Here is a 21,221-nt window from a genome sequence, read left to right as displayed (position 1 = left end):
TACTCACTACTCACTGTTTTTACTATTTATTATTTCTTTTATAACATAAGGTTTTTTGTTTTGTGATTCGTAATAAGTTCTTATCATAATTTCTGCTAAAAATCCTGTGGTAATTAATTGAATACCGGCAATAATAGATACGGTTCCTACCGTTAAAAGAGGCCTGTTGCCTATGCTTTCTCCAAATAGTTTCAAAATAAACAGATACAGGTCAATCAAGGCCCCCACACTAAACATTATAAAACCGATTGTCCCAAAAAAATGCATAGGCTTTTGTCCAAATCTCTGCATAAACACTAAATACATCAAATCGCTTATTACTTTAAAAATTCTGTTAAATCCGTATTTGCTTTTTCCAAATTTTCTTTCATGATGTCTAACAGGTACTTCTGTAATTTTTGCCCCGTACATTTTAGCTAAAATGGGAATAAATCTGTGAAGCTCTCCGTATAACTGGAGATTTTTTGCAACATCTTTTTTAAAGACTTTTAATGTGCAGCCGTAATCAGTTATATAAACGCCTGTTATTTTTCTAATAATTTTATTTGCTATTTTGCTTAAAAATTTTCTAACAGGCTCATCCTGTCTTTTTGCCCTTATACCGGCAACTACATCATAACCTTCGTTTAGTTTTTCAATCATCATAGGAATATCATTCGGGTCGTTTTGTAAATCTCCGTCAATTGTAACGATTATATCTCCTCCTGCCACTTTTATTCCGGCAGCCATTGCTGAGGTTTGGCCGTAGTTTCTATTTAGAATAACAAGTTTTGTTTTATCATTCATTCTTTTTTTAATTTCTTCTACAGTATTGTCTGTGCTTCCGTCATCCACTAAAATTAATTCGTAATCAAATTCTTTTAGGGCTTTATCCACTTCTTCAATTAAATATTTTATATTTTCTTCTTCATTCATTAAAGGCACTACCACGGAAATTTTCATTAAATTCCTTTTTTTATGATATTATACCAACTATGAAAAATTTAGTTAAATTTCTGTTTTTAATTTTTTGGAGTATACTTGTTTTAGTTGTTATGTGGCTTGGAGTTATCAGGCAGGTTGGCAATTTTCATAAGGTAGCTGACGGAATTTACAGGAGTGCCCAGCTGTATGAATATGATTTTCCCAAATATTATAAAAAATATCGTTTTAAAACAATAATTAATTTAAGAGGCGCTCATCCAGATAAAGACTGGTATAAATATGAAATAAAGTTTTGCAAAGACCATAATATAACCCATATTGATTTTCAAATGAGTGATAAAGAGTTTCAATCACCTAAAAAAATAAATGAGGTTTTAAAAATTATAAAAGATGCTAAAAAACCTGTACTAATTCACTGTAGGGCAGGGGCTGACAGAACGGGACTTGTAAGTGCAGCCTATTTATATTTAATAGGTGAAAAAAATAATTCAATGTTAAGTATTAAATACGGGCATTTTCCATACTTAGGGTCTCCTACAAAAGCTATGGATGAAAGCTATAAGAAATGGAAAATGAGCGCAAATGAGCAAAGTAAATTATGGAAAATGTTGAATGATAAATGATAAATTTTAAATTCATAATTCAACATTCAACATTCATAATTGTGCAGCCACAAATTAACACTGAAAGTTCTCATATATTCAAATTTATGTAGTTTTATCATTAATCCTTTAAGTTTTGTCTGATGTATTTTTTCTATAAACTTCATAAATTTAAATTCTTTTAAAAATCTTTTATTCCACTCTTTTTTATAATCTTTTTGATTTATAATTGAATCTGCTAAGATTTTGGCTGAATGAATGGCATAATAAATTCCTTCAAAACTCATAGGCATTACCTGAGAAGCGGCATCTCCCACAAAATAAATATTATTTTTTTGAATGGTTATGTTTTCCTGCCATATAGGAATAAAATAGCCTTTTGGTTTTACATTGATATTTAAAAATTTACAAAAATTACTAAAGCTAGTTTTATCCACACTTCCAATATGAGTTTTATTTATATGGGGAAATTCCCATGCATAATATTTGCCGCCTAAGGCTTCATCAAAATAAAATTCACAGGTTTCAATTTCTTTATCAATTTTTGCGTAATGTGTTATTGTTTTTGGAATAGGTTCTAAATTTAAAGCTTTTCTTACAGACGAGTTTACCCCGTCGGCCGCTATTAAAACATCATAATCAAAAATAATTTTTTCTTTATTTATTTCAATTATAGCTTTTTTTTCTTTAAATCCTTTAAATTTTCCATAATATAATTTAGCACCTTCTTTTAGGGCAAGTTCTCTTAAAGCCCTGTCAAACTCTTCTCTTTTAACAATTGCTAAATTTTCACCTTTAAGGTCTATTTTTATTTTATTGTTTTTATAATTCATATAAATATGGCTTAATTTATGTTTTATTAAATTTTTTGGGATATCCGTTTCATCGAACAGTTTTATTTTAGTTCCTCCTCCGCAGGGTTTATCCCAATTCCTGTCCTGAATTAATGTAACATCATATTTTTTTGCCAAAAGTTTTGCGGCTGTCGCTCCGGCGGGACCTCCTCCAATTACTAATATTTTCACTTTTTAACTCCCAATGCAATAAGTCCTTTTTTATAAATTATTTTATAACCTTTTGTTTTAGTTATTTTAAGAAGGGCAATTTCTCCTTTTTTTGGCTCTTTTGGTGTTATTTTATTAAAATAGACACTGAATGATGGTAAATTTGTTTTTAAATAAACTTTTTTAATATTATGTTTTTTAGCCCAAACAGCAGCCTCTTTTACAGGAATGGCCCTTGCGTGAGCATAAATCCATCCTATATAATTTAATATAAATATGCTTGCAAAGCCTAAAAAAACAATTTTAAACTCTTTCATTTTAATAAATGATAAAATAAGTAAAATTATAAAACTTAAAAAATAAAACCAGTTAAAATATGGCCTTATTGCAATGTATGCTAAATATACTTCAGTGTTTTTAACGTTTTCCAGTACAAAAGGGAGAGCCAATAAAAGCAGAATAAATAAAATTAAAGGAAACGACAAATATATTTCTCTAATTTTTTCAACCATTAAAGCCATAAAAATAAAAAGAGGTGTATATCCGTAAATTACATAATGTGGAAGTTTTGTCCCTGAAAGTGAAAAAAACAAAAATACAAAGAAAAACCAGATACTTCCGAAAAATACAAAATCATTTTTTATTAAATTTTTAAGTTTTATTAAATAAGCAATAAAAAGACTGCTCCAGGGAATCAAACCGATTAAAACAACAGGAATATAATAAAAATAGTTTCCCCTGTGGTGTTCCATAGGCGATGTGAATCTATGAAGATTGTGTTTTAAAATAAAACCTTCAATAAACTTATCCCCTGTTTGCATATACTCTGCGATATACCAAGGCAGTGCAATAATTAAAAAAATAATTATGCCTTTTATATTAAAAACCATTTTAAAAAATTCTTTAATTTCTTTTTTTAAAGCCATATAAATAAATGTAACAACTAAAGGAATCATTATAGCAACCGGACCTTTAGTTAAAGTGCCAAATCCTATAAAGGCAAAAGCAAAAAGCAGATATTTTTCTTTTTTTTCTTTTAAATAAAGATAAATACTAAACATACAAAAAGCTATAAACATATTAAGTAAACTGTCTGCAATAGCCGCTTTTGCAATTAGGCCAATCTGTAAGGTTGTAACCATTAAAAAACTGCTGATCAGCGCTGTTTTTTCATTATACATTTTTTTAGTAAAAAAATAAATTCCAAGAGTCCAAAAAGTGGCGGCAATAGCACTTGGAAGTCTAAAAGCAAACTCATTTATTCCAAAAATTTTAATGCTGAGAAGTTGCAGCCAGTAAATTAAAATAGGCTTGTCAAACCTATATTCCCCATTTAAAAAGGTTGTTATGTAATTGTGATTATGAAGCATCTCCCTTGTAGCTTCGCTAAAAGCACCTTCATCAAGGTTAAAAAGGGGAGTAAGGGAAAGTGTTAGGAAAAAATTAATCAGTATTGCTAAAAATAGCCAGAATTTAAACTGTTTTGTGTTCATTGATTTCTTTGCTTTTTGTAATTAAACGGATTTGTGTGGTTGTAAGTTGTTTTTTTAATTACTACAAAAACAGAATTTTTATATAAAAGTTTATACTCTTTCTTTTTTTGCTATTTCTTTTGCTTTGAAATAAGGCAATTACAGCAAAAGAAGAATATTTTTTAACAAAACTTAAAAACAAAAACAAAATTAAAAATCCATAATATATTAAATTCATTTTTGGATAAACAGTTAAAAACAAAGCTTTTAAAAAACCGTTTGAATAAGGATAAAAAAAGAGTAATAAATATCGGTATTAAAAATGCAATTGTAAAAAGAAGAAAAAATAATTTTTTACTACTCACTATTTTCACTATTCACCACTTTCACTATTAAATAGGAAATACCCTGATTTTATCTGTATTTAATCTTTTTCTAAGTGTTTCTTCAATGGCAAAAAGTGTCGCACCTCCGGCGCTGCTGCAAGCGGCACAGGCACCTCCGTATCTAATATATACATGTGTTTCCACGTTGCTTTCCCTGACATCAAGAATTTCCGCCATTCCACCGTCAAATGCAAGCATTGGCAAAATATCTTTTTTTATTACCTCTTCAATTGCTTCCATTTTTTCTTTTAAGTTCATTTCATCAAAATTTTTCATTAGAATCCTTTTTTATTTATTAAAGAAAAAGAAAAAATTAATCCATATCGTTTGGATCTAGAGGAGGGCGGTTATCTTTTGGTGTTACAAGCCAAAAATGTCTTACTTCGCTTCTGAAGTTATCTAAAATAAATTTAGCTTTTTCACTTCCTGTGGCATTATAATATTCTATAAGCCTTTTTTTAAGATAAATTTTTGGTTTTTCATTTTCATCTATATCTATTCTTCTGATTTCTATAAGTTCAGGATTGATTTTATCTACAAAATTGTGTTTTTTATCATATACAAATGCAACCCCGCCTGTCATACCTGCACCGAAATTGATACCAGTTTCTCCAAGGATAATTACTTCTCCGCCTGTCATATATTCACAAGGATGATCTCCCGTTCCTTCTACTATTGCAACGGCTCCGGAATTTCTGACTGCAAATCGTTCACCTACAATACCCGCAATAAAAAGTTTTCCGGCGGTTGCCCCATAAAGGCATGTATTACCTGCCGCCGCCCCTTCTTTTTTAGGGGTAATTATAATTTTTCCTCCGGCCATGCCTTTACCTACATAATCGTTTGCAACTCCTTTTAGTTTCAATGTTACGCCCTTACTTAAAAATACCCCAAAACTTTGCCCTGCTACACCTTTTAATTCAAAAATAATAGAATCGTCATTTAAACCGTTGTCACCATAATATTTTGCTATTACACCGCTTATTATTGCCCCGAAACTTCTGTTTAAATTAATGATTTTTGCTTTTACCACAGATTTATGGTTTGGATTTTTAATTGTTTCTATTACTTTATTTAGTAATTCTTTTTCAAACTCGTTTTTATCAAACGGAACGTTTTCTTTTTGTTTTGTGTTTAAACCTTCTACTTTTCTAAAGAGTGCTGAAAAATCAAATTTTTTAGCTTCTGGAATGTCTTTTATTTTTATTAAGTCGTTTCTGCCTATTATTTCATCCAAACTTTTGTATCCCATTTTTGCTAAATGTTCTCTAACATCTTCGGCAAGATTAAGTAAATATTTTTTTACTTTATCAACATTGCCTTTAAATTTAGCCCTGTAATCGGGATTTTGAGTAGTAATACCTACCGGACATTTATTTGTCTGACAGCTTCTGCAAAATATGCAATCAACTGCCATTAACAAACTTGTACCAAACGCATAATATTCCGCTCCTAAAAGGGCAGCGAATATTACATCTTTTCCAATTTTTAATCCTCCGTCTGTCTCCAGAGAAACAAATTCCCTTAATTGGTTTTCTTTTAATGAATTATGGGCTTCTATCAAGCCGATTTCCCATGGATTGCCGGCATGTCTTATAGATGTTATAGGGGCGGCACCTGTTCCGCCTTCACTTCCGCTTATTACGATTTTATCGGCATATGCTTTGGCTACCCCGGCGGCAATAGTCCCCACTCCGGCGGTTGAAACTAATTTTACGCTGATTGTGGCTGTTGGGTTAATTTGTTTTAAATCAAATATAAGCTGAGCCAAATCTTCAATAGAGTAAATATCATGATGCGGAGGAGGTGAAATTAATGTTTTACCAGGTGTGGTGTGTCTTAGTTTGGCAATATATGTAGAAACTTTAAAGCCCGGCAGCTGTCCTCCTTCACCCGGTTTTGCACCCTGAGCCACTTTTATCTGAATTTCTTCGGCATTGACCAGATATTCAGGCGTTACACCGAATCTTCCTGATGCAACCTGGCGAATTTTACTTTGTTTTATTGTTTTATTTCTTTTTTTATCTTCCCCTCCTTCACCGGAATTGCTTTTGGCTCCGAGTTCATTCATAGCCTGGGCAATTATTTCATGGGCTTCGGGGCTTAATGCTCCTATACTCATAGCTGCGCCTATAAACCTTTTAACAATATTCTGGGCACTTTCCACTTCATTAATTGAAACCGGCTTTTTATCTGAATTTATGTCAAGGAAATCTCTTATATATGTCGGCCGTCTGTTTTCAACTAATTTTTTAAATTCTTCATAATCTTTTTTTTCTCCGCTTAACATTCTTTTGAATGTTTTGGTCAGCTCCGGAGTTATTTCATGGTATTCTCCGTTTCGTCTGTATTTTATAACCCCTCCGGCATCGAGTTTGTCTTCTTCAAATGCTTTTTTGTGACGGATATTAATTTTCTCTTCTATATCTTTAAAAGTTAATCCCGGAAGCAGGGTTTTGCTTCCTATAAAACACTCTTTTGTAATTTCTTCGCTTAAGCCGATTATATCCATTAGGGCTGAATTTCTATAACTTGCAATTGTGGAAATTCCCATTTTTGACATTATTTTTAAAATACCTTTATTAAGTGCCGAATGAACGTTAAATAAAGCGTCTTCCCTGTCTATGTTTTCTTCCTTTGCTATTTGGGTAACTGTTTTAAACAGTAAATACGGATAAATGGCGCTTGCCCCATATGCTATCAGTACAGCCGCATCATGAGGGTTTGTGATTTCATTTGTAATAGCCACTATGCTTGTAAGATGTCTTAATTTGTTATCCAGAAGTTTTTTATGGAGTCTGCCGATTACCATGGCCATCGGTATGGCTTTGTGGTCTTTATCTATATTTCTGTCATCAAGAAAAATGATTCTAACACCGTTTTTTACGTCTTTTACTATTTTATCGGTTAATTTTTCAAGAGTCCCTTTTAAATTATTTTTAAACAGTGTTGAATAAAAGGCGTTTTTATAATCACTTTCAAATTTAGGCGAATTTTCGTCACCGAAGCTTTTTAATACTTCAAGCTTTGTCTGGGTGAGAATAGGGGAAGTTGTTTTTACCCTTTTTGCATGTTCCGGTGCTTCATTCAAAATATTATGAACTTCTCCAAAACCTGTGTTTAAACTCATTACAATTTTTTCTCTTAATGAATCAATGGGAGGGTTGGTTACCTGCGCAAATTTTTGTCTGAAAAAGTCGTTAAAACTTCTGAAAGGATAATTGCTAAAACATGCAAGAGGAGAGTCGTCTCCCATGCTTCCGGTAGGCTCTTTTGCATCATTCATCATAGGTTTTATTACCAAATTTATAATTTCTTTGGTTATTCCGGCGTATCTTTGTTTATAAACCAAATCGTTTAAATTGATATTTTCGTCTATACTGTATGGATTTTCAATATATTCCTGAAGATACATCATATTTTCATTAAGCCATTTTGTATAAGGATTGCTTGATTTAAGATATTCGTCTATATCTTTATTTTTAAGCACTACGCCGAATTTTGTATCTATACCTATCATCTGGCCGGATTGAAGTCTTCCTCTTTCTATTATTTCTGTATCGTTCAAATCAAGTACCCCGTATTCACTTGCTATTAAAATTCTGCCGTCTTTTGTGATTACATATTTTGCCGGTCTGAGTCCGTTTCTATCAAGTACTACGGCAATATATCTTCCATCAGTTACACTTACAGCAGCTGGTCCGTCCCACGCTTCAAAACGAGTTGAAAAATATTCATAAAACGCTTTTAGTTCACTGTCAAGATAAGGGGCGTTTTGCCAAGGCATTGGAATTAGCGCTCTAATTGTTTTAAAAAAATCCATTCCGTTCATTATTAAAAATTCCATCATCCTGTCAAGTGAACTTGAATCACTTTCATCGAATCTTATTACCGGAAGGAGCTTTTGTAATTCTTCTTTGCTGAATACATTCGATTTTACTGATTCGCTTTTAATCAGCGTATTTATTCTGTTGGCCTGTATTGAATTTATTTCACCGTTATGGGCTATAAATCTGAAAGGCTGTGCCAGTCTCCATTCCGGCAGGGTGTTTGTAGAAAATCTTTGATGAAACAAAGCAAAATAAATTTCAAAATCCTTATCTGCCAAATCAGGATAAAATTCTTTTATATAATTTGGCATTAAAAGACCTTTATAAACCACTTTTTTGCTTGAAAAAGAAGGGATGTAAAATTCTTTGTCCTCTATAAAATTTTCTATCTCTTTTCTTGTTAGATATAAAAGTTCTTCAAATCTTTTTATTGCTATAATGGAATTTGGAATTATAAATGCATGATAAATCTTAGGAAGGGTTTTTAAGGCAAATTCCCCCAAAACTTCAATATTTATAGGTACTTCTCTCCAAAGAGCCACCTTTAAATCATTTTTTTCGCATATTTCTTCCACTGTTGTTTTTTGATTTTCATTTTTTAAAAAAATTACGCCTATACCAAAATTTTCAGGTAAGTCTATACCGTTTTCTTTTGCTATCTTTTTAAAAAATTTTTCAGGCATTGAAAAAAGAAGTCCGCTTCCATCACCGCTTTTTCCATCAGCTGCAATAGCGCCTCTGTGCATCATTCTTTCAAGTGAAATTAGTGCGTCGTTTACTAATTTATGGGAAGTTTTTCCTTTAATATTGGCTATTACTCCGAAGCCACAGTTGTCTTTAAATTCTAATCCTGACATATATTTCCTTTTAAGAGGTTATTTATCCTAATTTTATAATTTCTAATTATAGCATATTTTTAACGCTCTTTTTGATATAATTTTTTTATGAGAGGCTTAATATTAAACACAGTGAGGGTAAGAGACGAAGATTTAATTGTAAAAATTATAACAAATACTGAAGTGCTGAGTCTGTACAGATTTTACGGTGCGAGACATTCTTATATAAATACAGGATATTTTATAGATTTTGTTGTAGAAGAAAATTATAAAAGCACTATAAAAAGATTAAGAAATGTGGCTCAGATTTCTTTTAAATTTTTATTCGAAAGGGAAAAACTGTTTTATTTTAAAGAATATGTAAGACTTTTAAATATTCATTTTACAGATGTAAGCAGGGTTGATAATTTTTATTATGATTCATTGTTTCGATTAGCTGAATCTTTACATCAAAGAGATGCAAAAAGGGCAATAATCGAACATTATGTGGGACTGCTTGAAAAAGAGGGGAGACTTTATAAAGACAAAAACTGTTTTTTGTGTGAAAAAAAAGTCGGTAAAAAAATTGCGCTTGCAAGAAGTTTTTTAGTGGCCCACGAAAAATGTATTATGTCCGACGGTTTTGACGCGGAAAAAATAGATATATTGTTTAATGAAAAAAAAACTATCCTTTTTAATGACGAAGAAATAGAAAAACTCTGGAAAATATTATCTCTTGGAATATAAAAAAGTGAGTAGTGAGTAGTGAGTGGTGAGTAGTGAGTGGTGAAAGAATAATGCCTAATGTTTAATTAAAATAATAATTTAGCATTTAACATTTATCTAATTATTACTGTTTTAATTTCTGTCATATCCTCAATTGCAAATTTAGGTCCTTCCCTTCCAATGCCTGAGAGTTTAACCCCTCCGTAAGGCTGGATGTCAAATCTAAGTGTCGGAATATCATTAATTATTATACCGCCTGCTTCAAAATCATCAATTGCTTTTTGCATCAAATCTATTCTGTTGGTAAACATTGAATATTGAAGCCCATAAGGTGAGTTGTTTATTTTATTTAAAGCTTCTTCATAACTTTTGACTTTTACTAAACTGACAATTGGGGCAAACACTTCTTCGCAGATTATATTCATATCATCCGTTACATCCGCTAAAATGGTAGGAGTCAAAATGTTCCCCTCTCTTTTTCCTCCGGAAATTATTCTCGCCCCTTCTTTAACTGCAGAATTTATCCATCTCTCAGCCCTGATTGCAGCATCTTCATTAATTAATGGCCCCATAAAAGTATCTTCTTCAAATGGGTTTCCAACTTTTAGTTTAGTTGCTTCTTCTCCAAGTTTCGCTGCAAACTCTTCATAAATTTTACTATCTACATAAATTCTCTGAAGTGAAATACATACCTGTCCTGAGTTTGCAAAAGCCCCTATTGCACATCTTTTTGCCGCCAATTCAATGTCAGCCGAATTTTCTACAAATGTTGCTGCGTTTCCGCCGAGTTCAAGTGTTATTTTTTTGATTCCGGCATTTTGTGTAATTATTTTTCCGACAGGAACGCTTCCTGTAAAGCTGATTTTTCTTGGAATAGGGCTTTTACTAATGTATTTCCAACTTCGGCATCTCCGTAAACTACACTTAAGGCATCTTTAATTGCATATTTACTTTCAATAAAAAGTTTTGCAAATGCATAGGCTGTATAAGGTGCTTCCGGAGTCGGTTTTAATACCACACTGTTTCCGGAGATGAGGGCAGGGGCAATTTTGTGGGCTACAAGATTAAGAGGAAAATTAAATGGTGTTATCGCAACTACCACCCCAAGCGGGACTCTTTTGTAAAAACTGGTTGTTTTAGCACCGCTAAAAGTTGCATCTGTGGGAATTGTTTCGCCTACAATATCATAAGCAGCAGCTGCAGTTATTTTTAAATTTTCAATGCACCTGGTTACTTCCACCTTTGCCTGCGAAATCGGTTTTGCAACTTCAAGTGTTATATATTTAGCAAATTCTTCTTTTTGCTCTTCTAATTTTTTAGCAACATCTTCAATCCAGGCGATTCTTTGTGCCAAAGAGGAATTTTTTGTTTTATCAAAAGCATTTTTGGCGGTTTCAAGGGCTCTTTTTGCATCTTCAGGGGTGCATTTAATATATTTTGTAGTTACCTGTTTGAGATAAGGGTTGATAATTTCTCCGATTTCTCCGTCTTCTTCATTTGAGCCTATAAATTTTTTTGCAATAAAATCTTGTTTTTTTGTGTTAAATATTTCCGAAAATCTTTCCAAAAAGCCCATTGTTTTTCCTTTTTGTATTAATTATAGCAAATTTATGATAAAATATCGCTAAAAAAGGCTAAAAATGAACGAAGCACAATATATATGGATGGATGGAAATTTTGTTCCTTGGAATGAAGCAAAAGTACATGTTTTAACTCATACCCTTCATTATGGAAACGGGGTTTTTGAAGGGACAAGGGCTTATCAGACCGAAGACGGACTTGCTATTTTCAGACTGCAAGATCATACAAAAAGGCTGCTAAATTCAGCTAAAATAGTAAAAATTGATGTGCCTTTTACCCAGGAAGAATTGGAAGATGCTCAGATAGAACTGCTTAGAAAAAACGATTTTAAAGAAAATGTTTATATAAGACCTTTGATTTTTCTTGGTTATGGAAAAATGGGACTATATCATATAGGAGCTCCTGTAAGGGTTGCAATTGCCGCATGGGAATGGGGGGCATATCTTGGTGAAGAAGGGTTGGAAAACGGAATCAGAGTTAAAATTTCTTCTTTGGTTAGAAACTCTGTAAAATCAATGTTTGGAAAAGCTAAAGCTGCTGCGAATTATCTAAATTCCCAAATGGCAAAATATGAAGCGGTTGAATGCGGATACGAAGAAGCGTTAATGCTTGACGAGGAAGGATTTGTAGCTGAAGGAAGCGGGGAATGCTTTTTTATTGTAAGAGATGGTGTCTTAATAACCCCTCCAAATGACAATTCCCTTGAAAGTATTACCCAGGCAACTGTTTTGGAACTTGCTCGTGAAAGAGATATTCCAATTCAGAGAAGAAGAATAACAAGAGATGAAGTTTATATCGCCGATGAGGCGTTTTTTACCGGAACTGCCGCAGAAGTTACCCCTGTTAGGGAAGTTGACGGAAGAATTATAGGCAGCGGTAAAAGAGGGGAAATTACAAAAGAATTACAAGAAGCGTATTTTGATGTAGTTTATGGAAGAGATAAAGGCTACAAACATTATTTGACGTTTATTGAAGGATAATTATGCCGGCTGATTTAAATGATTGGATGAATAAAAACAATAACAAAAAACCGAGTTTCGAACCTCCGAAGTTTGAACCTCCGAAATTTATAAAAGGAGGCAGCGGTCTCGCTTTAATCATAATAGGGATAATCATTGTTTTTGGAATTTTATTCAGACCTTGGATTATTGTAAACGAAGGAGAAATCGGTATTTTAGCAACTACGGGAAAATTTTCCAAAGAGCCGCTATATCCCGGAATGCATTTTTATGTCCCTGTTATTCAAAAAGTTATTATTGTAGATACCAAGGTTCATATGATAAGTTATAAAAGAATACAAGAAGCCGGAACTATGCCCGACAGATACGGAACAATAAAAGTTTATCCCGCTATTAACGTGCTTGATGCAAGAGGTCTGCCTATTACAGTTGAACTTTCTGTTAGTTACAGGATTAACCCCGATGAAGCGGCTTATACCATAAAAACATACGGTCTGAACTGGGAAGATAAAATAATTAATCCTATAGTCAGAGATGTGGTAAGAAATGTAATAGGAAAATACCCGGCCGAAGATTTACCTGTAAAAAGAAATGAAATTGCCATGCAGATAGAAACACAAATAAGAGACACGTTAAATAAAATAGACCATAAGCCTGTAATTTTTGAAAGTTTTCAATTAAGGGATATTGTTTTGCCTGAAAATATAAGAAAACAGATAGAAAGGGTTCAAATTGCAAAACAAGAATCCGAAAGGGCAAAATATGAAGTGTTAAGAGCCGAGCAGGAAGCCCAGAAACAAGCGGCAATAGCACAGGGTAAAGCCAATGCGGCAAAAATAGAAGCCCAGGGGAAAGCTGATGCAAAACTTATTGAAGCCAGCGCTGAAGCAAAAGCAAATATAATTATTTCCAAATCACTTACAAATAATTTGTTAAAACTTAAAGAAATAGAAGTTCAGGGTAAATTTAACGAAGCCTTAAAAGCAAATCCAAATGCTAAAATTTTTCTAACTCCAGGCGGGGCGGTTCCTAATATATGGATGAATATCGATGATAAAAAAAAGGCTTTGAGTAATGGTAAATAAAGTTGATTTTGAAAAAAACGGAGGGCTTGTGCCTGTAATAGTTCAGGAAGCGGATACAAATGAAGTTTTAATGCTTGCGTATATGAATAAAGAAGCACTTGAACTTACCCAAAAAACAGGATTTGCTCACTATTTTTCACGTTCTCGAAATAAACTCTGGAAAAAAGGGGAAAGCAGCGGCAACACCCAGGAAGTTAAAGAAATTTTGCTTGACTGTGATAATGATACACTTTTACTTAAAGTGAAACAAAACGGAGTTGCCTGTCATACAGGCAGGAAATCATGTTTTTTTACAAAATTGGACAGCGGTGAAATAATACTCGACAAAAAAGAAGAAATAGAGTATAATTTCACAGATAAGCTTTATCATACTTTACTTGATAGAAAAAACGCTTCGCCCAAAACTTCTTATGTAGCCTCTTTATACAAAAAAGGTGAAAATACAATACTTAAAAAAGTTGTTGAAGAAGCAGGTGAATTTTGTTTTGCTATTAAAGATGATAAAAAAGATGAAATAATTTATGAAGCGGCTGATTTGGCTTTTCATGCTTTAGTGGCCCTGGCGTATAAAAATATACATCCGGAGGCTATTTTGGAAGAGCTGAAAAGAAGAGAAGGCGTAAGCGGTATAGAAGAAAAAAGGAACCGAAAAAAATGATTCCCTATTTCACATTTCTTCACTGGCTCAGCCTGGCTTTTTTTTTAATTTTATTTATATTTTTGACTTTTTTATCCATTAAAGCTGCCGGTAATAAAACCGGGCTTGTTATAAGTATGATATTTGCTTCTTTTTTGGTTACGTCTTTTGGTGCGGTACTTAGTATTATTATTTTGGAAAAATATACTAAAAAAGCCGAACTGATTGATGTTAGAAACAGAAGAGTGCTTATCAATGAAACGTTAGTAGTTAAAGGTAAAGTTAAAAATATAGGTAAATTTAAAATAAATTATTGCAAGCTTGAAATAAAACTTGTAAATAACGGATGGGGCGGAAAGGTTCCAAAAGGAACTTTTTTTAAATCTGGAGGCCTTAGTATATTTGGAGCAAAAGAAAAACAGCAGCAAAAACCAAATACTGTTAAAACGACAAGAATAATTGTAAAAAATTTGCTTCCCGGAGAGATTAAAAATTTTTCTGCCATTGTGCCTTATCCTCCCTATTTTACAAACACCTATATTAATTATAAGTTGTATTGTCATTAAAAATAAAAAGGAAACAGATGAATTTTAGCGATTTTAATTTAAAAAAAGAATTATTGCATAGATTAAGTGAGATTGGGTTTGAAAAACCTTCTCCTATTCAGGAGAAAGCGATTCCTCTAATTTTAGAAGGAAAAGATATAGTGGCACAGGCCCAGACAGGAACCGGTAAAACGGCTGCATTCGGACTTCCCATTTTAAATATGCTTAAGAAAGGCGAGAAAGCATTAATTGTAACCCCTACAAGAGAACTTGCTATTCAGGTAAGTGAAGAAATATTCAGATACGGCAGAGATTTGAGAATTCATACGGCTAGTGTATACGGAGGAAGTAGTTACAATAGACAGATTTCACAGATAAAAACTTCTCAGGTTATAGTTGCAACACCAGGAAGACTTATTGATTTACTTAACAGTGGTAAAATAGATATAGCACCTAAATTTGTTGTGCTTGATGAAGCAGATGAAATGCTTGATATGGGCTTTTTGGATGATATAAAAGAAATTTTCAAATTTGTTCCAAACAATGCCCAAAAACTGCTTTTCAGCGCAACAATGCCAAAAGAGATTTTAAACCTTGCAAAAACATTTTTAAAAGAGCCTGAATTTGTAAAAATTACAAAACAAAACGTAACAAATGAAAACATTAAAGAATATTGTTATGTTATTGATGAGCATGAAAGAAAAGATGCGTTAATCAGACTTATTGATTATAAAGCCCCAAGTAAGGCTATAGTGTTTTGTAGAACAAAAAGAGATGTGGATGATGTTGCAGAATATTTAAAGGGCATTGGATTAAATGCAAGCGGACTTCACGGAGATATGGAGCAGAGGAAAAGAGAAACTATTATAAGAAATTTTAAAACCAATAAACTTGATATATTGGTAGCTACAGATGTGGCTGCAAGAGGGCTTGATGTTAACGACGTATCTCACGTGTTTAATTATCATTTGCCTCTTGATCCTGAAAGTTATGTTCATAGAATTGGAAGAACAGGAAGAGCAGGGAAAGAGGGGATGGCTATTTCACTTGTTACTCCGTATGAATTTAAAGCTCTTAGCAGGATAGAAAAAATTTCGAAAATAACTCTTAAAGAAATACCTACACTTGAAGATGTTAAAAATACAGAAATTAAAAAAATAATAGAAAAAATTAATAATACTGACGCAAGTCCGAAATCTATAGAAATCATAGAAGAACTTCAAAATGAATTTGATTTATTTACAATTGCAGCTAAATTTGCGGCTATGCTTTTTGAAAAAGAAGCAAAAGGAAAAGAAAGAATAGGTAAAAGTTTAAAAGAGGCAAAAAGATTGATTGAAAGAGAAAAATTTAATAGCTCCAATTCTAATTCAGGCAGAAGAAATTATAAAAACAGGAATCAAAGAGGCAACAGATATAATAGAGGGAGAAGAAGATAATTATACATTTTTCTTTAATACGTGTTTATCTAAAACAACACATCCGAAAATCCCTTCAAAAACTTTAATCTCATCTATTTTTCCTGTTACTTTCACTTCCCATTTTCTTTTTTCTTTCATCATTACTTCACTTTCAAATACAACACTTTCACCCACTTTAACAGGGCCCAAAAATTCATTTTGGCTTCTGACCAGTACAACATAAGGTTCGTTTACAGTGGCCATGGCACAAAAATCAGCTGCCGAGAATGTAAATCCTCCGTGAACTAAGCCATACTCATCGACAGCCATTTCTTCCGAGGTATCCAATATTACTTTTGCGTAATCTTTTTTAAGCTCAATCAATCTTCCGAATTTAGGCAGATATTTTGTATGTGTTTTTAATTCCACTTCAAATTCTATCATTTATTCTCCTAATAATTTTTTTATTATTTTATCTAAATCTTTTTGAATAAACATAGGATTGAATTTTTTCATAAAAGGATGGGATATATCAAAATAATTTTTATCAAACAGATTAATAGCCCAGATATAATCAATACTGTTGTTTTCCAAATAGAATTTATTTAATAAAAATTCATTAATCATTCCAAGACGGCTTGAAATAACTAAAAAAAGTTTTGCATTAAAAAAATTTAAGAAATTTAGCATTTTAAAATTTTCTGTTACTGGAACTAATAACCCTCCGGCACCTTCAATAAGTAAAATATCACATAATGGTTTAATTTTATAATAAGCTTTTTTTATTTTTTTAAAATCAATCTCTCCCGCAACAATAGGAGCTGCCGGAAGGTGCAGCTGGATAGGCACAATATCCTTTAGTTTCAGGTTATTTAAATTTTTATTGTATTTTAATGTTGCTTCAAACAGTTTTTTTCCATCTTCCGGATATTTTTCCACTCCAGTTTCAACGGGCTTCATAACGCCTACTTTATACCCTTTTTTTGAAAGAGCTTCAATAAGTTTTATAGCGGCGTATGTTTTTCCGGAATTTGTATTATCTGCCGAAATAAATATGTTCTTTCCAAAACTTATTTGTATAATTATAATAAAAAAGGCAGTTAATGGCTGACGAAGAAAAAACCGAGCAGCCCACCTCGCGTAAAATACAAAAAGCTAGAGAAGAGGGAAACGTCCCAAAATCAATAGAAACGGCAGGTTTTATTGTACTTTTTTTGGCATTATTGGTACTGTTTTTTTATGTTAAGTATATTGCTTTTTATTTTGAAGATTTTTTTAAATATTTTTATTCTTTTATAGGTGTAGAATTTAATAAAAATCTGATTTTTAATATTTTGATAAAAGGCGCTTTTTATTTTTTTGTTGTAATGTTTCCTATTTTTTTAGTTGTAGTAATTGCTGGAATTTTGGCAAATGTAAGCCAGTTTGGCTTTTTATTTACCACAAAACCAATTACTCCGAAATTTGATAAATTAAATCCTTTTAAAGGTCTTAAAAATCTTTTTTCTTTAAAAAAAATGGTAGAAGGGGTTAAAATCACTTTAAAGGTTTTTATTTCTTTTTTGGTGGGCTTTTGGATTTTTATGACATTTTTTACCCAAATTCCAAATCTTGAACTTATGGATTTTTTCAATCAGATTAAATGGCTTGAAAATAAAGCTGCTTTAATTATAATGGCTATGCTTGGAGTTTTTTTTGTATTTGCCCTGATAGATTTTATTTATCAAAGATACTCTTATAAAAAGTCTCTCAGAATGAGTAAACAGGAAATTAAAGATGAATTCAAACAGACCGAAGGAAATCCTGAAATAAAAGCCAAAATAAGACAACTCCAAAGAGAGATGGCAAGAAAAAGAATGATAGCTGAAGTTCCAAAAGCCGATGTTGTGATTACAAACCCTACCCATTATGCAGTGGCACTGAGGTATGATAAAACTAAAGACGAAGCTCCTATGGTTATAGCAAAAGGAACCAATCATTTGGCGCTAAAAATAAAAGAAATTGCAAGGGAAAACGGAATAATGATTGTGGAAAATCCAGCTCTTGCAAGAGAATTATATAAATTAGTGGATTTGGATGAAATTATTCCGCCAAAATTATACAAAGCTGTGGCGGAAATTCTGGCTTATGTATTCAGGGCTAAATCAAAATGATGCCCCAATGGAAAAGTCAAATATTCTGGTGTCATCCCCTTCTTCTTTTTTAATAGGTTTTGCAAACACTAAAGTAAGGGGTCCTACCGGCGTTATCCAATCAATTGCAACACCGGCTGACGCTCTTGAAATATTTAAGCTATTCTCTCCTACAGCACCGTAATCAACAAAAGCGCTGGCCCAGAGTTTTATTTTTCTGTTTATAGGTGTGGAAATTTCGGGCCCTGTTATAAATTCATATTTACCACCTATATAATTTCCGTAGCTGTCTTTAGGAGAAATAGAATAGGACCCAAAACCTCTTACACTTCCAATGCCGCCTAAATAAAATTTTTCATCGATGGGTAAATAACCGTTGTTTTTTATTACCCCGGCTTTTATTCTGTATTTTAATACGGCATATGTTTCATATGTTGAATTTTTTAGAGGATAAAAATATTTAAAACTGCCTATTGTTTTTATAAACTTTTCATCTCCCCCAATTCCGGCATATTCAACACTTGCACCGGCATTCATTCCGAGTGTTGGAAAATAATAATTATCTGTTGAATTGTATCCTATCGAACCGGTAATATAGCTTTTTGTACTGGTCGGTTTTAAATATGTTAAATTTTGATCGTAATTAGTTAATTTTGTTTTTGTAAATCCGTATGTAATATTTGAACTTAAATTTCTGCTTAGCATTTTACCGATGCCTAATGTAAACCCTTTTTTCTTGGAAGTGTATGAAATACCTTCAAATTCACTGTTAAAAATAGATGTGTTCATTGAATATTTGCTGTCAAATATCCTTGGATTATATAATGAAAAAGCATAAGTTTTACTGGTTGCTGATAAATCGGCGCTGGCTGAGAGTTTTTGTCCGCTTCCAAAAATATCTTTTTCCGTAATAGAAAAAGAAACACCGAATTTGGAATAACTTCCGTAGCTGATACCGGCTTTTAATGAACCGCTAAGGCCTTCTTTTACTTTTACGTTTAAATCTATTTGGTTATCGGATACTTTATTTTCTTCTATATTTACATCTTCTAAATAACCTGTTCTTTGAAGGGCGTATTTTGAATCTGTAATATTTTGGTAAGAATATTTCTCTCCTGGTGCTATAAAAATATTTCTTCTGATTACCCTGTCAAGTGTTTTTGTGTTTCCGGAAATTGTCACATTTCTAATATATACAATTTCACCCGGTATCACTTTATAGGTAATAAAAGCAAATTCACCTTTTTTTTTAATTTCAGGAAATACTTTTACATAAGCGTAACCTATATTTTGAAAAGCATGTGTTATATTCTTTAAATCTTCCCTAAGAGCCGATACATTAAAATATTTGTCGGACTTTAATTCAAGCTCAGGTATTTTTACTTTAATATTTTTAGGATAGTCTATATTTATTTTTTTTACCTTATATCTTTTCCCCTCGTGTATTTTATAATCAATTACGGCTTTGTAATCATCAATATTTGCCTTGGCCAGAGGCATGGACACTTTTGAGTCCATATAGCCTAAATTGAAATAATAATTTTGTATATTGTTCTTGTCTTCAGGCAGTTTGAATACATTAAGCTCGCCTGAATTAAAGATTGGTAAAAATGACCAGAAGGTCTTTGGCTGATTTTCTGTTAAATCAATTAAATCGCTTTTATCTATCTGTTTTGCACCGTAGAAATTAACCTCTTTTATATCTATTTTTTTACCTTTTACAATTATTACTTTTATATAAAGTTTTGTGGGGCTGATATAGGTTTTTTCTATATTGATATATGTGTTAAAATATTTTTTTGCCAGATAATATTGTTCGATAAATTCTGTTAATTTTTCATAAACTTCTTTTTTGTAAATTTCTCCTTTTTTGGGAAGAATGTTTTGTTCTTTTAAAAGTTTTTTAAGTTCTTCTGAGAGGTTTTCAAATTCCAGTCTTGAAATAATTGGTTTTTCCTGACATATAAATGTAAGTTTATCGTTGGTGTAATCAACTTTTATTTTTTTAAAATAACCTGTCTCATACAGTTTTTTAATACTTTCATCTATTTTTTTTATATTGTATTCATCTCCAGGATGCACAGAAATTATTGTATTTGCCGTAACGGGGGATATATGTATCAAACCCTGATAAGTTATTGTTTTAATATTTGCAAATAAAATAAAAGGTAAAGATGCAAAAATAATTTTCTTCATTATAATCCTTTTTTCAAATTAAGAGAAATTATACCAAATATGTGATATAATTTTTTCAAAAAGAGGTTATATGGTTTGCGCTGTAGTAGGTTTGGGACTAATGGGAGGGAGCTTCGCACTTTCTTCAAAAAATTATTTCAAAAAAATTATAGGAGTTGATCATAATCCCCTTCATCAAAAAGAGGCTTTAACATTGGGCCTTGTGGATGAAATAGTTGAATTTTCTGATTTAATAAAAGCTGACGTTATTATTTTGTCTGTACCGATAAGAGGGATTATTTCGGCATTAAAAGAACTTTCGAAAATGCCGCTTAAAAATGATGTGAGTATTATAGATTTTGGTTCTACCAAAGAGACAATCATAAAAGAGTGTCCAAAAAATATAAGAAAAAATCTGGTTGCTTCCCATCCTATGGCCGGAACGGAGTATTCCGGCCCGAACGCTGCAATAGAAGATTTGTATGAAAATAAAATAATGGTTGTTTGTGATATAGAAGATAGCGGTAAAAAACAAAAAGAAGTGGCAATTGATTTGTTCCAATACTTAAAAATGAAAATAAAGTTTATGAAAGCCTCTTCCCATGACAGACATGCGGCTTTTATTTCCCATATGCCGCATATCATAAGTTTTTCTTTGGCAAATGCGGTTTTAAACCAGGAAGAGGGAGAAAATATTGTTACTCTTGCCGCAGGTGGATTTAAAGATATGAGCAGGCTTGCAAAAAGCAATGCCAAAATGTGGGAAGACATTTTCAGAGAAAATAAAAGCAATCTTTTAAAGGCTATAGAAGCATTTAAAAAAGAGCTGAAACTGGCAAAAAATTTAATAGAAAACAGTGAATGGGACGAGCTCAGAATTTGGATGGAAAATGGAAACAAACTGCATAAGATAATGTAGTTGATGTAAAAGTGAATTGTGAATGGTGA

17 protein-coding genes and 1 pseudogene are annotated in these 21,221 nt (G+C 32.1%); 9 read left to right on the top strand and 9 right to left on the bottom strand.

All coding sequences use genetic code 11. The features are described from left to right. Positions 1–6: 6 nt before the first annotated feature. Positions 7–942, bottom strand: coding sequence for a glycosyltransferase family 2 protein (locus DZ64_RS0103650; protein ID WP_024789473.1), 936 nt, complete (start codon positions 940–942; stop codon positions 7–9). 32 nt (positions 943–974) lie between these two features. Here DZ64_RS0103650 and DZ64_RS10590 point away from each other — a divergent pair, with 32 nt between their 5' ends. Beyond that, positions 975–1,547 carry a tyrosine-protein phosphatase gene (locus DZ64_RS10590; RefSeq protein WP_024789472.1) on the top strand — a complete coding sequence of 191 codons (573 nt, stop codon included), beginning with the start codon at positions 975–977 and terminating at the stop codon, positions 1,545–1,547. 26 nt (positions 1,548–1,573) lie between these two features. Here DZ64_RS10590 and DZ64_RS0103640 read toward each other — a convergent pair whose 3' ends face one another. From DZ64_RS0103640 to gltB, 4 genes are all read right to left on the bottom strand, one after another. Continuing rightward, on the bottom strand, positions 1,574–2,551 hold the full coding sequence (locus DZ64_RS0103640; RefSeq protein ID WP_024789471.1) for an FAD-dependent monooxygenase: 978 nt from the start codon (positions 2,549–2,551) through the stop codon (positions 1,574–1,576). Continuing rightward, positions 2,548–4,023, bottom strand: coding sequence for a glycosyltransferase family 39 protein (locus DZ64_RS0103635; RefSeq protein WP_024789470.1), 1,476 nt, complete (start codon positions 4,021–4,023; stop codon positions 2,548–2,550). Before DZ64_RS0103635 ends, DZ64_RS0103640 begins: the two co-directional genes overlap by 4 nt. Positions 4,024–4,394: 371 nt before the next feature. Continuing rightward, positions 4,395–4,664, bottom strand: coding sequence for a NifU family protein (locus DZ64_RS0103625; protein WP_024789469.1), 270 nt, complete (start codon positions 4,662–4,664; stop codon positions 4,395–4,397). Between the two features lie 37 nt (positions 4,665–4,701). Beyond that, entirely contained in the window at positions 4,702–9,075 is a 4,374-nt protein-coding gene (gene gltB, locus DZ64_RS0103620; RefSeq protein ID WP_024789468.1) for a glutamate synthase large subunit, read from the bottom strand. A gap of 87 nt (positions 9,076–9,162) precedes the next feature. On the opposite strand from gltB, the gene recO reads away from it, so the two are divergent. Further along, complete coding sequence (gene recO, locus DZ64_RS0103615; protein ID WP_024789467.1) at positions 9,163–9,780, top strand: recombination protein RecO; 618 nt, start codon at positions 9,163–9,165, stop codon at positions 9,778–9,780. Positions 9,781–9,872: 92 nt separating this feature from the next. Here recO and DZ64_RS10585 read toward each other — a convergent pair. Then, positions 9,873–11,335, bottom strand: a pseudogene (locus DZ64_RS10585) (aldehyde dehydrogenase family protein). Between the two features lie 64 nt (positions 11,336–11,399). Here DZ64_RS10585 and DZ64_RS0103605 point away from each other — a divergent pair. From DZ64_RS0103605 to DZ64_RS0103585, 5 genes are read left to right on the top strand one after another with little or no spacing between them, the layout of a single operon-like run. Beyond that, positions 11,400–12,320 (top strand): branched-chain amino acid transaminase, encoded by a 921-nt coding sequence (locus DZ64_RS0103605; RefSeq protein ID WP_024789466.1) that lies wholly within the window; start codon positions 11,400–11,402, stop codon positions 12,318–12,320. Positions 12,321–12,322: 2 nt separating this feature from the next. Further along, positions 12,323–13,384 carry a prohibitin family protein gene (locus DZ64_RS0103600; protein WP_024789465.1) on the top strand — a complete coding sequence of 354 codons (1,062 nt, stop codon included), beginning with the start codon at positions 12,323–12,325 and terminating at the stop codon, positions 13,382–13,384. Further along, positions 13,374–14,042 (top strand): bifunctional phosphoribosyl-AMP cyclohydrolase/phosphoribosyl-ATP diphosphatase HisIE, encoded by a 669-nt coding sequence (gene hisIE, locus DZ64_RS0103595; protein ID WP_024789464.1) that lies wholly within the window; start codon positions 13,374–13,376, stop codon positions 14,040–14,042. The genes DZ64_RS0103600 and hisIE overlap by 11 nt, the downstream gene beginning before the upstream one ends. After that, the gene (locus DZ64_RS0103590; protein ID WP_024789463.1) at positions 14,039–14,587 is read left to right on the top strand and encodes a DUF2393 family protein; all 549 of its coding nucleotides are present in this window, start codon (positions 14,039–14,041) and stop codon (positions 14,585–14,587) included. Before hisIE ends, DZ64_RS0103590 begins: the two co-directional genes overlap by 4 nt. 17 nt (positions 14,588–14,604) lie before the next feature. Then, a complete protein-coding gene (locus DZ64_RS0103585; RefSeq protein WP_024789462.1) occupies positions 14,605–16,005 on the top strand; it encodes a DEAD/DEAH box helicase in 1,401 nt (466 codons plus the stop codon). Here the strand turns inward: DZ64_RS0103585 and DZ64_RS0103580 are convergent, their stop codons facing one another. Together DZ64_RS0103580 and bioD are read right to left on the bottom strand one after the other, a co-directional pair. Next, positions 16,006–16,410, bottom strand: coding sequence for a hotdog domain-containing protein (locus DZ64_RS0103580; RefSeq protein ID WP_156922610.1), 405 nt, complete (start codon positions 16,408–16,410; stop codon positions 16,006–16,008). Next, positions 16,411–17,016, bottom strand: coding sequence for a dethiobiotin synthase (gene bioD / locus DZ64_RS0103575; RefSeq protein ID WP_255327537.1), 606 nt, complete (start codon positions 17,014–17,016; stop codon positions 16,411–16,413). 53 nt (positions 17,017–17,069) lie between these two features. Between bioD and flhB the strand changes: the two genes are divergently transcribed. Beyond that, positions 17,070–18,119: a flagellar biosynthesis protein FlhB gene (gene flhB / locus DZ64_RS10580; protein ID WP_035003090.1), complete on the top strand. Its 1,050-nt coding sequence runs from the start codon at positions 17,070–17,072 to the stop codon at positions 18,117–18,119. Here flhB and bamA read toward each other — a convergent pair. After that, positions 18,111–20,294 (bottom strand): outer membrane protein assembly factor BamA, encoded by a 2,184-nt coding sequence (bamA, locus tag DZ64_RS0103565; protein ID WP_024789459.1) that lies wholly within the window; start codon positions 20,292–20,294, stop codon positions 18,111–18,113. The two genes, flhB and bamA, sit on opposite strands and share 9 nt — an antisense overlap. A 70-nt stretch (positions 20,295–20,364) precedes the next feature. Between bamA and DZ64_RS0103560 the strand changes: the two genes are divergently transcribed. Continuing rightward, on the top strand, positions 20,365–21,192 hold the full coding sequence (locus DZ64_RS0103560) for a prephenate dehydrogenase (RefSeq protein ID WP_024787259.1): 828 nt from the start codon (positions 20,365–20,367) through the stop codon (positions 21,190–21,192). Positions 21,193–21,221: the final 29 nt, after the last annotated feature.

Source organism: Lebetimonas sp. JH292, assembly GCF_000523275.1.
Taxonomy (GTDB): domain Bacteria; phylum Campylobacterota; class Campylobacteria; order Campylobacterales; family Nautiliaceae; genus Lebetimonas.
The sequence above is the reverse complement of the archived record's forward strand: the minus strand, read 5'-3'. Positions and strand labels throughout refer to the sequence as shown.